The organism is Kitasatospora sp. NPDC059747 (assembly GCF_042732955.1).
Taxonomy (GTDB): domain Bacteria; phylum Actinomycetota; class Actinomycetes; order Streptomycetales; family Streptomycetaceae; genus Kitasatospora.
The window spans coordinates 1-13,422 of record NZ_JBHWGV010000067.1 but is presented as its reverse complement, the minus strand read 5'-3'; the positions used below and the strand labels follow the sequence as shown (position 1 = coordinate 13,422).

10 protein-coding genes, 1 tRNA gene and 1 other RNA gene are annotated in these 13,422 nt (G+C 73.1%); 6 read left to right on the top strand and 6 right to left on the bottom strand.

Features of this window, described 5'->3' with window-relative positions:
- Positions 1 to 138: 138 nt before the first annotated feature.
- The 3 genes from ACFV4G_RS26625 to ACFV4G_RS26615 all read right to left on the bottom strand — a co-directional run bounded on the left by ACFV4G_RS26625 (position 139) and on the right by ACFV4G_RS26615 (position 2,736).
- On the bottom strand, positions 139 to 723 hold the full coding sequence (locus tag ACFV4G_RS26625; RefSeq protein ID WP_380444531.1) for a DUF5994 family protein: 585 nt from the start codon (positions 721 to 723) through the stop codon (positions 139 to 141).
- Positions 724 to 928: 205 nt separating this feature from the next.
- The gene (locus ACFV4G_RS26620; protein ID WP_380444529.1) at positions 929 to 2,197 is read right to left on the bottom strand and encodes an ATP-binding protein; all 1,269 of its coding nucleotides are present in this window, start codon (positions 2,195 to 2,197) and stop codon (positions 929 to 931) included.
- Between the two features lie 89 nt (positions 2,198 to 2,286).
- A complete protein-coding gene (locus tag ACFV4G_RS26615) occupies positions 2,287 to 2,736 on the bottom strand; it encodes a DUF5994 family protein (RefSeq protein WP_380444527.1) in 450 nt (149 codons plus the stop codon).
- Between the two features lie 264 nt (positions 2,737 to 3,000).
- Between ACFV4G_RS26615 and ACFV4G_RS26610 the strand changes: the two genes are divergently transcribed.
- The gene (locus ACFV4G_RS26610; RefSeq protein WP_380444526.1) at positions 3,001 to 3,429 is read left to right on the top strand and encodes a CBS domain-containing protein; all 429 of its coding nucleotides are present in this window, start codon (positions 3,001 to 3,003) and stop codon (positions 3,427 to 3,429) included.
- A 157-nt stretch (positions 3,430 to 3,586) separates the two neighbouring features.
- Here ACFV4G_RS26610 and ACFV4G_RS26605 read toward each other — a convergent pair whose 3' ends face one another.
- Entirely contained in the window at positions 3,587 to 4,978 is a 1,392-nt protein-coding gene (locus ACFV4G_RS26605; RefSeq protein ID WP_380444525.1) for a serine hydrolase domain-containing protein, read from the bottom strand.
- A gap of 247 nt (positions 4,979 to 5,225) precedes the next feature.
- Between ACFV4G_RS26605 and ACFV4G_RS26600 the strand changes: the two genes are divergently transcribed.
- Positions 5,226 to 6,425: an FAD-dependent monooxygenase gene (locus tag ACFV4G_RS26600; protein WP_380444524.1), complete on the top strand. Its 1,200-nt coding sequence runs from the start codon at positions 5,226 to 5,228 to the stop codon at positions 6,423 to 6,425.
- On the opposite strand, the gene ACFV4G_RS26595 is transcribed toward ACFV4G_RS26600, so the two are convergent.
- Positions 6,406 to 9,654 (bottom strand): BTAD domain-containing putative transcriptional regulator, encoded by a 3,249-nt coding sequence (locus ACFV4G_RS26595; protein WP_380444523.1) that lies wholly within the window; start codon positions 9,652 to 9,654, stop codon positions 6,406 to 6,408. The genes ACFV4G_RS26600 and ACFV4G_RS26595 overlap by 20 nt on opposite strands.
- A gap of 137 nt (positions 9,655 to 9,791) precedes the next feature.
- On the opposite strand from ACFV4G_RS26595, the gene ACFV4G_RS26590 reads away from it, so the two are divergent.
- Complete coding sequence (locus tag ACFV4G_RS26590) at positions 9,792 to 10,826, top strand: NADP-dependent oxidoreductase (RefSeq protein ID WP_380444522.1); 1,035 nt, start codon at positions 9,792 to 9,794, stop codon at positions 10,824 to 10,826.
- Between the two features lie 5 nt (positions 10,827 to 10,831).
- Positions 10,832 to 11,434, top strand: a complete 603-nt coding sequence (locus ACFV4G_RS26585) for an NAD(P)H oxidoreductase (RefSeq protein ID WP_380444521.1) — start codon at positions 10,832 to 10,834, stop codon at positions 11,432 to 11,434.
- A gap of 151 nt (positions 11,435 to 11,585) precedes the next feature.
- On the opposite strand, the gene ACFV4G_RS26580 is transcribed toward ACFV4G_RS26585, so the two are convergent.
- Positions 11,586 to 11,670 (bottom strand) — tRNA-Ser (locus tag ACFV4G_RS26580).
- A gap of 110 nt (positions 11,671 to 11,780) precedes the next feature.
- Between ACFV4G_RS26580 and ffs the strand changes: the two genes are divergently transcribed.
- Both ffs and ACFV4G_RS26570 read left to right on the top strand, forming a co-directional pair.
- An RNA gene (gene ffs, locus ACFV4G_RS26575) (signal recognition particle sRNA small type) lies at positions 11,781 to 11,871 on the top strand.
- 83 nt (positions 11,872 to 11,954) lie between these two features.
- Positions 11,955 to 13,422 (top strand): DNA polymerase III subunit gamma and tau (locus ACFV4G_RS26570; RefSeq protein WP_380444520.1); only part of this gene is annotated, 1,468 nt, incomplete at its 3' end.

Genomic DNA, 13,422 nt, shown 5'->3' with positions numbered 1-13,422 from the left:
CGGGTCGCGCGACCCCCCGCCGCGGGGCTCCGCCTGCCGGGCGCCGGCCGCCTCGCCCCGAGCGGCTGGCGCGCGGGGGCGCGGGCGCCCCCCGCGCTGGCCCCGCCGCCGTGGCGGGCGCCACGGCCGTCCCGCCGGCTACGCGGGTACCGGCCAGGCGGCGGCCCGGCCGCGGGCGACGTCCGCCCGCCTGTCCGCCTCGGCGGCGTCGTCGGAGGGAGCGACGGCCGACGGCAGGAAGTCGGAGCGCGGCCCCGGCGCCTGCACTCCGCTGCCCGTCACCATGGCGAGCAGGGCGCTCGCGTCCATGGTGTTCGCGGGACGGGCGGCTTCGGCCATCAGCCGGGCGGCATCGACGGCATCCGTCTCCGGCGGGACGACCAGCAGGTTCAGCCTGCGGGGGGCGTACGAGAACACCGCGATCGTGTGCTCGTCCTGCTCGGTGGTGAACCAGCCCGCGTGGACGGTGTGCCCGGCGACCGGGATGCGCGGGGGGATGACGGGCCACTTCGCGGGGTTCACGGTGATCCGGGTGATCCGGCCCCACCGCTCGTCGATTTCGGCGGCCAGGGCGGGGAGTTCGAGAAGGAGATCACGCGAGCGGGGCCACCAGGCCCCGTCCAGCCGGCCCGGCCGCACGCCACGGGGCGCGAGCGCGAGGGAGAGCCGTGCGGTGGAATCCGGGGCGGCGGGCGTCGTCGCACGATCGAGTGTCGTGGTCATGACCGAGGACCTGTCTCCGGGTCCGGCCCACGGGGTCGGGCCCGGCATTGCCGTTCGCCGGAGACGACGCCAGTATCCGGTGCCGGCATGCGAAGTGCCTTCGGTGACATCCAGGTTACTCCCGGTCCGGCCCGGACCGGGCATGGTCGCGGTGGCGGGGTTTCAGCCCGGCGCCGTCGGACGGGCCCCGGAACCGCGGGCGTCCTCAGACCCGCCCGTAGCGGATCGCCTGGTCGGCGAACTCCCGGGCCATCTCCTCGGAAACGGTGGGGCGGGTGCGGTGGATGGCGTCCAGGTAGTCCTGGGTGCTGGGCTGCGTCCGTTCCCCGGTGTCGAGCGTGCGCTCGAAGGCGCTCTGGGCGACCGCCATGGCGACCTGCCTGATGTCGGCGGGGGTGAAGCCCTCGCTGGCCCCGGCGAGGACCGCGGTGTCGGCGGCGGTACCCGTTTTCGCCGTGTAGCCGGCCCACAGCACGTCGCGGGCCACGGAGTCGGGCGGCCCGACCGGCAGGACGTAGTCGAACCGGCCGTGCCGCAGGAACGCCGGGTCCAGGGCGGTCACCGAGTTGGTGGCGCAGACGAGCAGCCGGCCGTCGCGGTCGCGGAACCGCACGATCGACTTGAGGAGTTCGTTGACCACCCCGACCGACGCGGGGGCGGCGAGGCTGCGCGTGCCGGCGACCTCCTCGACCTCGTCGATGAAGAGCAGCACGTGGTCGAGCTGCGCCACCTCCTCGAAGCGGCGGCCGAGTCCGGTGGCCAGCCCCTCCTCGGACGCGAGCCGGGAGGGGAAGAGCTCGACGAACGGCCAGCCGAGCCGGCCGGCCACGGCCTTGGCGAACGTGCTCTTGCCCGTGCCCGGCGGACCGAACAGCACCACCGCGCGGGGCGGTTCCACCCCGTGGGCGTCCGCCAGCCCGGGATTCGCCAGCGGCAGGACCAGACGCCGTTCGATGAGCCGCTTCTCGTCGGCCATGCCCGTGAGCTGCTTCCACAGGCCGGCCTCGGGCATGACCGCGCCGAGCGCCGCCAGGACCGTCGCGCCCTGAGCGCCCACGGCCTCCGACTTCTCGAAGTACGTGAGGCCCCGGTGGGGGTGGAATCCGGAGTTGACCAGTGCGGTGGCCCCGGTCTCCTCGTCGGGCAGCAGCGCCGCGACGATCCTGGCGCCGGCGTCCCGCAGACGGTGCTCCAACGCCGACAGCAGGGCGGAACCCATGCCCAGGTTCCGCCAGGCGGGGTGCAGGGCGATGCGCAGCACCCAGGCGCGGTCCCCGTCCACCCGGCCCACCGCCGCGCCCACGAGGTGTCCGTCGGCCACCACGACGACGCTCGGGTTCCGTGCCTGCAAGGCGGCGACGACGTCGGAGAGCCGGAAGACGGCGGCGCGGTCCGTCGTGGTGCTCTCCGCGTCGAGGCGGACCACCGCTTCGAGGTCGTCCGGCGTGAAGTCCCGGACATGCCATACAGCCATACGCCGCTCTCGGACGTCGCTCCCGGACGTCGCGCTCTCCTTGGCTTCCATCATCGGCCGACCCCGCTGCGGCCGCCTGCCCGGACCGCTCAGCGGAGCAGGAGCTCCGCCGCCGGGGTGTGGTTCCCGGTCGCCGAGGCGCCGGCCATGGCCGAGGCGGCCGTGGCCGAGGCGGTGCCCGGCGGTACCACCAGCAGCAGGAAGTGATCCTGGAAGCCCCGGGTGACGCTGATCGTCGCGTCGCTGCCGGTGAACCAGTTGATCCGGATGGTGAGGCCGTTCGCCGGGACGGATCGGGGCACTCCGTCCCAGGCCGAGGTGTCGAGGCCGACCCGGACGATGCGCCCGAAGTGGGCGCCGAGCGCCGTGATCAGGTCCGGCAGTTCGGCGAGGACGTGGTTCGAGCGGGGCCACCAGGCGCCGTCGAAGACACCCTCCCGCGACATCGTCGGCTCGAGTTCCAGCCGCGGCAGCAGCGGGGAGCCGGGCACCGTCCACGGCCCGGAGGAGGAAGAGCTGGGGAATGGAATCGGCATCATGCGAAGCCGCCCGTCCGGTCCGCGAGGGACCCGTCAGACCCAGGGCGACGTCGGCGCTGATGCCGGTGTGCGGAATGTCCTCGGTTGTCTCCCACGCTACTCCGCGGCGGTGCGCTCCGAGCCGCTCCGGGCCGCTCGCCACCGGAGTAGGGTCGTAGACATCCAGGGCATCCCGCATTCCGGTACCCGTTCCGGCTTCGTTCTGGTTGAAGGACAGCCCGGCAGCCCCCCGGCGGGCAGCCGGAGACGGGAACGGTGAGCACCGTGACCACGCACTCCCCGCAGCCGGCACGACGCAACCGCGGCCTCACGGTCGCCGACGCCATGGACCCCTGCGACTACCGGATAGCCGACGACGACACCGTCGACCAGGCCAACGACGTCCTCCGCGGCGCCGGCGTCGAGTACCTGCTGGTCCGCGACCACGACGGCCGGTGCGAGGGCCTGGTCACCCGGACCGGACTCCACGCGTTCCTGGCCGGTTCCTGGTACACCGAGCGAACCGCGATCAGCGCCACCGCGCACCAGCGCGGCCCGTTCGCCTGGCCGACCATGGGGCTGGCCCTGGCCGCGATCGCGATGCGGATCAAGCACCTGGAGGTCTGGCCCGTCGTCGACGAGGACGGCTTCATCCTCGGCGTGCTCACCGCGGACCGCGCCACCGGCCTCCTGGCCGTCGCCCCGGCCGCCTGAACCCGTCGGCGCAAGTGCCTGACATGTCGTCAGGCAGTCCGCACCGCAACAGCAGAGACACCACGCTCACGGCGTGGCCCCGGGCTTCGAATACCCGGGGCCACGCCGTCGCGGCGAGCAGGGTCGGTGTGGCCGGGACGACGTCGTTGCGATCGGGCTACCGGTCCGCCGGGGTCCTGGTGAAGAGGCGGCCGGCGAGGTCGGCTCCGGTGATTGTGCCGGCGTCGTCGCGGGTGAAGAAGCCGCGCTGTCCGGTGAGGCCGCCGCTGGTGACGATGTACTCGTCTCCGTCGCCGGGCAGCAGGCCGAGGGCGGCCGGGGGCAGGTCCGCGGGCAGTTCGGTGTCGGCGGCCGCGCGGATCTCCGGCTTGATGGCGCAGGAGATCGTCAGCCCGGCGCCGTCGACGGCGATGGTGAGCGCCATCACGTCGTTCTCGTAGGTCCCGGCGGCCTCCTGGGCCCGGGCCTCGTCGAAGGGGAGGGGCTCCGGATCCCGCTCGACCAGCCCCAGGTGGTGTTCGAGCGCCCACCGGAGGGCGGCCCGGTTGAAGGCGAGGCCGCCGTCGGGCCCCGCGTTGGACAGCGCGGCGACGGCGAAGTCGTGCTCGGGGACGATGAGGAGTTCGGCGAACTGGCCGTTGGTGGAGCCGCCGTGGCCCACGGTGCGCACGCCGTCCACGTCGCGCAGGAACCAGCAGATGCCGAAGGCGTCGCCGAGCGTGCTGCCGTGCAGTTCGACGGTCTGCTGCCGCATGCGCCGCAGGGCTTCGGCGGGCAGGACCGGGGTGCCGTCCTGGCCGCGGCCGTCACCGAGGTGGAAGCGGGCCCAGCGGAGCAGGTCCGCCACCGAGGACGCGCCGCCCCCGCCGGGGTTGTTGGCGCGGGTGTCCTTCCACTTCCGCGCGACGGTGGGTGTGCCGTCCTCGCCGACGGTGTGTCCGACGGCGAAGCGCCGGGTCATGACCTCGTTGACCGCGAAGGAGGTGTGCGACAGGCCGAGCGGCTCGAACAGGAGTGAGGAGACGGCCTGTTCGTAGGTCAGACCGGTGACCTTCTCGATGATCCGCCCGGCCAGGTTGAACGCCATCTGGCTGTAGGAGGCCCGGGTGCCGGGCGGCGCGATCGGCTGCGACTCGGACATCCTCGCCACGTACGCGGCCAGGGCGTCGTCTCCCTCCCCGGTGTCGACGTTCATCCGCCAGTCCAGTCCGGCGGTGTGGTTGAGCAGGTTGAGGACGGTGATCCCGGCCGCGGCCCGCTCGTCCGGGAGCACCAGCTCGGGGACGTAGCGGCGCACCGGCGCGTCCAGTTCGACGCGCCCTTCGGCGACCAGGCGCATCAGCACGGTCGCGGTGAACGTCTTGGAGACCGAGCCCAGCACGAACAGCGTCCGCTCGTCGACGGGCAGCGGGTTGTCGACGCTCGTCACGCCGTGGCAGGCGTAGATCTCCTTCCCGCCGCCCCATACCCCGACGGCGACGCCGGGCAGCCCGTACTCCTCGGCCGTCGCCTCGACGAACGCGGCCAGCGACTCCTGCGACTGCGCCATGGCACTTCCCCCTTCTCCCTCGCGCACGCCACCCGATGGCCGCGGCGCCACACTGCGAACTGAACCGTGATCAAGTGCGCGCCACAGCGCGACGTTCACGGCCAGGAAAGCCGCCGGCCCGTCAGGTGGGCCGCGGGCGGCTCGCCGAAGCTATCGCCCGAACCGGTTTTGAACAAGCGTCTTGCACAAGCGTCTAACACTGCAGTACTGTCAGTGCCGGTTCAGACCTGACTCGGGGGGGCTTCCCATGAAGAACACGAACGTCCTGATCTCCGGTGCCGGCATCGCGGGCACGGCCCTTGCCTACTGGCTGCGGCGCCACGGCTTCACGCCCACGGTGGTGGAGCGGGCTTCCGGGATCCGGGAGGGCGGCTACAAGGTCGACATCCGTGGTGCGGCGCTGGAGGTGGTCCGGCGGATGGGCGTGCTGGACGAGATCCGCCGGTTGCGCACCGACGTGCGAGAAGGGTCCGTGGTCGACGCCACCGGCAAGCGGGTGGCGAGCATGGACGGCGACACCTTCGGAGGGCGCGTCCACGGAGATGCCGAGATCCTGCGCGGCGACCTGAACCGCATCCTGTACGAGCTGACCGAGAACGACGTCGAATACCTCTTCGACGACTCCATCGCCTCGCTCACCGACGGCCCCGACGGGGTGAAGGTCACCTTCGACAGCGGCCGCACCCAGGTCTTCGACCTCGTCCTCGGCGCCGACGGGCTGCACTCCCGGACCCGTGACCTGGCCTTCGGCCCGGAGAACCGGTACGTCCGCGACCTCGGCCACTACATCTCGATCTTCAGCGTCCCCAACCGGCTGGACCTGGACCGCGAGGAGCTCACCTACGTCGGCGCCGGCCGCACGGTACTGACCTACAGCACCGCCCGGGACACCGGAGCCAAGGCGATGTTCCTCTTCGCCTCCGAACCGCTGACCTACGACCACCGCGACCGCGCCGAGCAGCAGCGCCTGCTGGCGAGCGCCTACGCGGGAGAGGGCTGGGAGGTCCCCGGTCTGCTCGAAGGCATGGCGAGCGCCCCCGACTTCTACTTCGACTCGCTCAGCCAGGTCCACATGGACCGCTGGTCCCAGGGGCGAGTGGCCCTGCTCGGAGACGCGGCCTGCTGCGCCTCCCCCGCGTCGGGGCAGGGGACCGGTCTCGCCCTGGTGGCCGCCTACGTCCTGGCGGGAGAACTGGCCGCGGCCGGCGGCGCGTACGAGGCCGGTTTCGCGGGCTACGAGCGGCAGGTGCGGCCCTTCGCCGAGCAGAACCAGAAGCTCGGGCCGGCGAACGTCAAGCGGATGGTCATGCGCACCAGCGGCCAGGTCCGGTTCTCGATGGCGATGCTCTCGCTGATGGCGCGACTGCCCGGCAAGGAGCGCATCATGGCCAAGCTCATCGAGCCCATCCACAAGGCGGCCACCGCCATCACCCTCGGCGAGTACTGAGCAGCCCCGCCGCCGCGGCGCCCGGGTCGCCCGCGGCGGATTCGGGCAACTCCGGTAGATGGCCGACGGGTTCCAGCTCGCGGCCCCGCCGGAAGGCCGCTGCGAAGGCGTCCTTCCCGAGGGCCTCGGTCGCGCGCAGGCTGATGCGGTCGACATCACCGCGTTCGGCCCGGGGAAGCGGTGCGCCGAGCGACTCCCGGACGGCGGCGGCGGTGCCGAGCAGCCGGGCGGCGTGGTCGGGTCGGTCCGCGAGGGCCTGTGCTCCGGCCAGCCCTTCGAGCGCGAGTGCGACCGCCCGGGGATCGTCGGTCCTGCGGGCCGCGGTCAGACCCTCCAGGTGCAACTCCCGTGCCTGCCGGGCGTCGCCGCGCTGCTCGGCGACGAAGCCGAGTTCCGCGAGGATCAGGGCCAGCCCGGAATCCACACCCAGCCTGCGGTTCCACTCCAGCCAGGGACGCAGATGCGCCTCGGCGGCATCGAGCTCGCCCTGCCGGCGTGCCCCGAGGGCGAGCCCGGTCTCGGCGAACTGCTCCGCGGGCCGGTGGGACTGCTCGGCGGCCAGCCGCCGCGCCCGCTCGTGGAACTCCCCGGCAGGGCCGAACTCGCCGGTGAGCAGGGCGATCCGGCCGAGCCTGGACAGGAAGAACGAGACGTCCGTCCAGAGTTCCAGTTCCTCCGCGATGCGCACGCCGTCGCGGTGCAGCCGGGCGGCCTCCTGGTAGTCACCGGCGATCTCGGCCAGCACGCCCAGCTGTTCGGCGGCCCGCAGCTGTCCCCATCGGTCACCGAGTTCGGCGAAGCGTTCCGTGCCGTCGACGGCGTGCCGCCTCAGGCCGGCCAGGTCGCCCCGGTACATGGCCAGGCTGGCGAGGGTGCTCTGGGTCGCGGCGATGCCCCAACGGTCGTCGGCGGCGCCGAACTCGGCCACCAGGCCGGCGGTGAGCTCCTCGTCGGACGCCTCCGCGAAGCCGCACCGGGCGAGGGCCAGGAACCACCGGGCCCGGGTGCCCGCACCGTTGATCGGCTGGTTCGGTAGCGTGCGGTCGCCGGCCAGCAGGGCGAACGCCGCCTGCCTGACCAGCGCGTCGGCCCGGGCCGTGGAGTCATGCGTCGCGGAGCCGTCCTCGCGACCGAGCGGGCCGGTGTCGAGCGCCAGACCGAACGAACGCCGGGCCTCACCGAGCCGTCCGCGCAGGAACCAGTACCAGGCCAGTGCGTTGACCTGCCGCACGGCCGATGCGGCGTCGCCGTCGGCGGCCGCGTCGGCGAGTGCGGCGCGCAGATTGGTGCTCTCGTGGTCGAGTCGACGAAGCCATCGGCGCTGGTCGGGGCCGTACAGCCACGGCTGCGCCCGTTCGGCCAGCTCGGTGTAGTGAATCCGGTGCCGTTCGCGTGTGAGCCGCAACTCTCCTGCATCGTCGAGCTGTTCGAGGCTGTAGGCGGCGACCGACTCCAGCATCCTGTATCTCGGGCCGTCCTCGTCGTCCAGCGCGGTGACCAGCGAGCGGTCCACCAGGCGGGTGAGCACGTCGAGGACGGCGTCGGCGGGTACGTCCGATGCGGAGCAGATCTCCTCGGCGGCGGCCAATGTGCAGCCCCCCGCGAAGACGGCCAGTCGGCGCAGTACGGCGCGCTCGGGGTCGGTCAGCAGCTCCCAGCTCCAGTCGATCACCGCGCGCAGGGTCCGCTGCCGGGCGGGGGCGGTCCGCCGCCCCGCGTTCAGCAGCCGGAACCGGTCGGCCAGGCGCTCGGACAGTTCGTGGACGCCCAGTGTCCGGACCCGGGCGGCGGCGAGCTCCAGCGCCAGCGGGATCCCGTCGAGGCGCTCGCAGATCAGGGCCACGACGTCGGCGTTGGCAGGGCCGAGGGCGAATCCCGGGGCGGCGGCCGCCGCCCTCGCCGCGAAGAGCCGGACCGCATCGGGCTCCGGCAGCGGCTCGACCGCGTGCAGCGTCTCGCCGGAGACCGCCAGCGGCTCCCGGCTCGTGGCCAGGACGCGCAGGCCGGGCGCGTGCCGCAGCAGCCGCTCGGTGAGCTCGGCGACCGGCTCGACGACATGCTCGCAGTTGTCCAGGACCAGCAGCATGCGCCGGGGGCCGAGTGCGTGGGTGAGCCGGTCCACTGCCGGGCCGGGTGGCGGACCGGCGCCGGCGTGGTCGCGGATGCCCAGTACGGCGGTCACGGCCGAGGCCACCTCGGCCGTGCCGGTGTTCCCGCCCGTTTCGGCGGCGAGTTCGACCAGCCAGACCCCGTCGGGGAAGGAGGACGCGTCGCCGGCCCGGGCGGCTTCCAGGGCGAGTCGGGTCTTGCCGGCTCCGCCGGGCCCGGTGAGGGTCACCAATCGCCCGGCTTCGAGTAGTTCGCCGATCCGGGCGAGGTCCCGGCCTCGCCCGATCAGATCGGTCAACCCGGCCGGCAGGTTGGTGCGTGGCGGGTTGGGCCGGTCGGGCGGGGGAGCGGTGAGGGTGACTGGGGAGGGCGTCGGTTCCAGGTCCTGACGGAGGATCGCGCCGTGCAGGGCGACCAGCTCGGGGCCGGGGTCCAGCCCGAGTTCCTCGGCCAAGCGTTCCGTCAGCGCGCGGTAGCCGGCCAGCGCCTCGGTCTGCCGGCCCGAGCGGTAGAGCGCGCGCATGTGTAGCCCCCGCAGTCGCTCCCGCAGCGGATGCTCCCGGGTGAGATCGCCCAACTCGTCGGCCAGCGCCAGGTGGTCGCCCAGCTCCAGGCGCCCGTCGGCCAGGTCCTCCAGGGCGGTCAGCCGTTGCTCGTCAAGCCCGGTGGCGGTCGCCGCGGCGAACCGGTGGTCGCGGAACTCGGCGAAGGCCGGCCCGCGCCACAGTGCCAGGGCGTCCGAGAGCAACGGGACCCGGGCCCGCGGGTCCGCGGTGCGGCGTGCCCGAATGATCAGGTCGGCGAACCGGGCGCTGTCCACCGCCTCCTGCGGCACCTGCAGCAGATAGCCGGCCGGCCGGTGGACGACCAGCTCCCGGCCGCCGGGCTCGGCCGACTCCAGGGCCCGGCGCAGCTGCGAGACCTTGGTCTGGAGCGTGTTGGCCGGGTTTCCGGGCAAGGCCTCGCCCCACAGGTCGTCGACCAGGCGGTCCGTCGGGACCGGTTGCCCGTGGTGCGCCAGTAGATCGGCCAGCAGGGTGCGGACCTTCGGCTCGCGGACGGTGACCGGATCCCCCGCGTCGGTACGGACCTGCAATGGACCCAACACCTCGAAGCGCATGACGCCACGTTAACTCCAGCCCTGGACAAGCCTTCGTGCGAGCCCGTGCGTGGACCGTCAGCCGATCGTGCGCGGCCCCCGGCAGAGTCGTCCCCGTGACCGAGAACGGCCCCGCGGAACGGAAGAGGAAGCCCACCATGACGAACCAGACCACGAACCGGAGCACCATCGTCTCCGCCGAGATCCACCTCGCCTCGCGTCCGGCCGGCGAGCCCACCGCGGACAACTTCGAGCTGGTCCGCACCGAGCTGCCGGAGCCGGCCGAGGGCGAGATCGTCGTCCGCAACACCTGGATGTCGGTGGACCCGTACATGCGGGGCCGGATGGACGACGCCCCCTCGTACCTCCCGCCGTTCCGGCTCGGCGAGGCGCTGGAGGGCAGCGCGGTCGGCGTGGTGATCGCCTCGCGCTCCGCCGCGGTGCCAGTCGGCGCGACCGTCTTCCACTGGCTGGGCTGGCGCGAGCACGTGGTGCTGGACGCCTCGGCCGCGACCGTCGTCGACACCGGCATCGCCCCGGCGTCGGCGTACCTGGGTGCGTTGGGCACCACCGGCCTGAGCGCGTACACGGCGCTGACCGTGACCGCCCCGGTGCGCGAGGGGGATGTGGTCTTCATCTCCGCCGCCGCCGGCGCCGTGGGCAGCATCGCGGGCCAGCTGGCCCGCCGGCTCGGGGCCTCTCGGGTGATCGGCTCGGCCGGCGGCCCGGAGAAGGCGGAGAAGCTGGTGACGGATTTCGGGTACGACGCCGCGATCGACTACCGGGCGGGCTCGCTGGAGGAGCAACTCGCCGAGGCCGCGCCGGACGGTATCGACGTGTACCTGGACAGCGTCGGCGGCGACCACCTGCGGGCGGCCATCGGCGCGATGCGCAGCGGCGGCCGGATCGCCCTGGTCGGCGCCATCAGCGGCTACAACGACACCGTGCCGGCTCCCGGCCCCGACAACCTGTTCCGGGCGGTCGCCAAGGAACTGACCCTGCGGGGCATGCTCGTCAGCAACCAGTTCCACCTCTTCCCCGAGTGGATCGAGCGTGCCGCGGGTTGGCTCGCCGACGGCACGCTCCGCTCCGCCGAGACCGTCCTCGAGGGGATCGACCAGGCGCCGGCCGCGTTCCTCGGCGTGCTGCGCGGCGCCAACACCGGCAAGATGCTCGTCCGGCTGGAGGGCTGACCGCCATGGCGCAGCACGCCCTGCTGGTCCTCGCCCACCCGCGCGGCGACTCCCTCACCGCACGGATCGCCCACCGCACCCGCGAACGCCTGGCCGCCGCCGGATACACCGTCGACCTGCTGGACCTCTACGCCGAGGACTTCGACCCGCGCACCGGCCCCGAGGACGAGCCGGACTGGACGGACCGGGAGAAGCGGTACTCGCCCGAGGTCCGCGCCCACATGGACCGGATCGTCGCCGCCGACGTCGTGGTCGTGGTCTTCCCGGTCTGGTGGTTCGGACTCCCGGCCATCCTCAAGGGCTGGATCGACCGGGTCTGGAACTACGGCTTCGCCTACGGCCGCAGCCGCCCCCGACTGGGCGCCAAACGGATGCTCTGGCTCGGCCTCTCCAGCTACTCCCGCGAGGAATTCGCCCAACGCGGCTGGGACACCCTGCTCGACCGCCAGCTCCGGGTCGGCATATCCGAGTTCTGCGGCATCGACGACGCCACCGTGTCCCTGGTCCACAACTCCCTGAGCGCCGGCCCGCAGGCCCTCACCGCCGCCGACGCCACCCTCACCGAGTTCCTGCCACCCCCACCCGGAGCGGATTCCCCCGCCGCATGACCGACCACTGTGGCAAGAGCAGCCCGATGTCGGAGACCGCCGCGGTGGCGGTCGGAGAACCCGACTGAGACCGGAACCGGAACCCGGGAACGACGAAGGCCCGGGCCGCGTGATGCGGTCCGGGCCTTCGTGCTGCCATGGCTGGCAGAGGCGGAGGATACGAGATTCGAACTCGTGAGGGGTTGCCCCCAACACGCTTTCCAAGCGTGCGCCCTAGGCCTCTAGGCGAATCCTCCGTGGGAGAGCTTAGTACATGTTTTGGGGTGCTCGCGACCAGCTATCCCGAGGTGGGGAGGTGGGGGTGGCCTGTGGATCGTCGGGGCTGGGATCCGGTAGTGTTGGGGGCAGCCCCTCGTGTGGCGTTATCTCTCTGAACCCCCCCAGGGCCGGAAGGCAGCAAGGGTAGGAGGGCTCTGGCGGGTGCACGGGGGGTCTTTGCGTTCCCGGAGGGCCTTCCAAGGGGCTGCGGGTGGGACGAGGGGTGCCGCGTTTGTCGGTCCGTCCCGATATCGTCGGGGGTGTGTCCCTAGCCCTGTACCGCCGCTACCGCCCCGAGACCTTCGCGGAGGTCATCGGGCAGGAGCACGTGACCGCTCCGCTCCAGCAGGCCCTGCGCAACAACAGGGTCAACCACGCGTACCTGTTCAGCGGGCCGCGCGGCTGTGGGAAGACGACGAGCGCACGCATCCTGGCCCGCTGTCTGAACTGTGAGCAGGGGCCCACGCCGACGCCCTGCGGCGAGTGCCAGTCCTGCCGGGACCTCGCCACGGGCGGGCCCGGGTCGATCGACGTGATCGAGATCGACGCCGCGTCGCACGGTGGTGTGGACGACGCGCGCGAGCTGCGCGAGCGGGCGTTCTTCGCGCCGGTGCACAGCCGGTACAAGATCTTCATCCTGGACGAGGCGCACATGGTGACCTCGGCCGGCTTCAACGCGCTGCTCAAGGTGGTGGAGGAGCCGCCGGAGCACCTCAAGTTCATCTTCGCGACCACCGAGCCGGAGAAGGTCATCGGGACAATCCGGTCCCGGACGCATCACTACCCGTTTCGGCTGGTCCCGCCCGGCACGCTGCGCGACTACCTGGCCGAGGTCTGCGGCCGGGAGGGCATCCAGGTCGAGGACGCGGTGTTCCCGCTCGTCGTCCGGGCCGGCGCCGGGTCCGTGCGCGACTCGATGTCGGTCATGGACCAGCTGCTGGCCGGCGCCACCGAGGGCGGCGTGACGTACCAGATGGCGACGGCGCTGCTCGGGTACACGGACTCGGCGCTGCTGGACGAGGTGGTGGACGCCTTCGCCGCGCAGGACGGCGCGACGGTGTTCCAGGTGATCGACCGGGTGGTCGAGGGCGGGCACGACCCGCGCCGGTTCGTCACGGACCTGCTGGAGCGACTGCGCGACCTCGTGATCCTCGCCACCGTGCCGGAGGCGGGTGAGAAGGGGCTGATCGACGCCCCCGCCGACCGCGTCGCCGTGATGCAGGCCCAGGCGGACGCCTTCGGGGCGGCCGAGCTCAGCCGGGCCGCCGACATCGTCAACACCGGGCTGACCGAGATGCGCGGCAACGCGGCCCCCCGGCTCCAGCTGGAGCTGATCTGCGCCCGCGTGATGCTGCCCGGCGCCTACAGCGACGAGCTGTCGCTCCAGGCACGGCTCGACAAGCTGGAGCGGCGGGCGGCGGCGGGCGGTTTCGCCGCGCCGATGGCGGTGCCGGGCACGGCCGCGCCCGTGATGGCGGCGCCCGTGATGGCCGCCCCCGCGGTGGCAGCACCGGTGGCAGCACCGGTGGTGGCGCCGCCCGCAGCGGACGTCCCGGCTCCGGCTCCTGCACCTGTCCAGGAGGCCCCGGTCGCAGCCCCGGCCCCGGCCCCCGCAGCCCCTCCGGCGCCCGCCGCCCCCGCGCCGGGCGCGTGGCCGATCCCGCGCAGCTTCCCGCCCGCCGGCGGCGCCCCCGCAGCCCCGGCCCCCGGGCCGGCCCCGGCCGGTCTCT

Excerpts from the sequence above, each read along its gene's own strand:
- ACFV4G_RS26590 (WP_380444522.1), top strand. The coding sequence starts at position 9,792 with ATGACGAACCAGACCACGAACCGGAGCACCATCGTCTCCGCCGAGATC.
- ACFV4G_RS26595 (WP_380444523.1), bottom strand. The coding sequence starts at position 9,654 with ATGCGCTTCGAGGTGTTGGGTCCATTGCAGGTCCGTACCGACGCGGGG.
- ACFV4G_RS26620 (WP_380444529.1), bottom strand. The coding sequence starts at position 2,197 with ATGGCTGTATGGCATGTCCGGGACTTCACGCCGGACGACCTCGAAGCG.
- ACFV4G_RS26615 (WP_380444527.1), bottom strand. The coding sequence starts at position 2,736 with ATGATGCCGATTCCATTCCCCAGCTCTTCCTCCTCCGGGCCGTGGACG.
- ACFV4G_RS26585 (WP_380444521.1), top strand. The coding sequence starts at position 10,832 with ATGGCGCAGCACGCCCTGCTGGTCCTCGCCCACCCGCGCGGCGACTCC.
- ACFV4G_RS26625 (WP_380444531.1), bottom strand. The coding sequence starts at position 723 with ATGACCACGACACTCGATCGTGCGACGACGCCCGCCGCCCCGGATTCC.
- ACFV4G_RS26605 (WP_380444525.1), bottom strand. The coding sequence starts at position 4,978 with ATGGCGCAGTCGCAGGAGTCGCTGGCCGCGTTCGTCGAGGCGACGGCC.
- ACFV4G_RS26600 (WP_380444524.1), top strand. The coding sequence starts at position 5,226 with ATGAAGAACACGAACGTCCTGATCTCCGGTGCCGGCATCGCGGGCACG.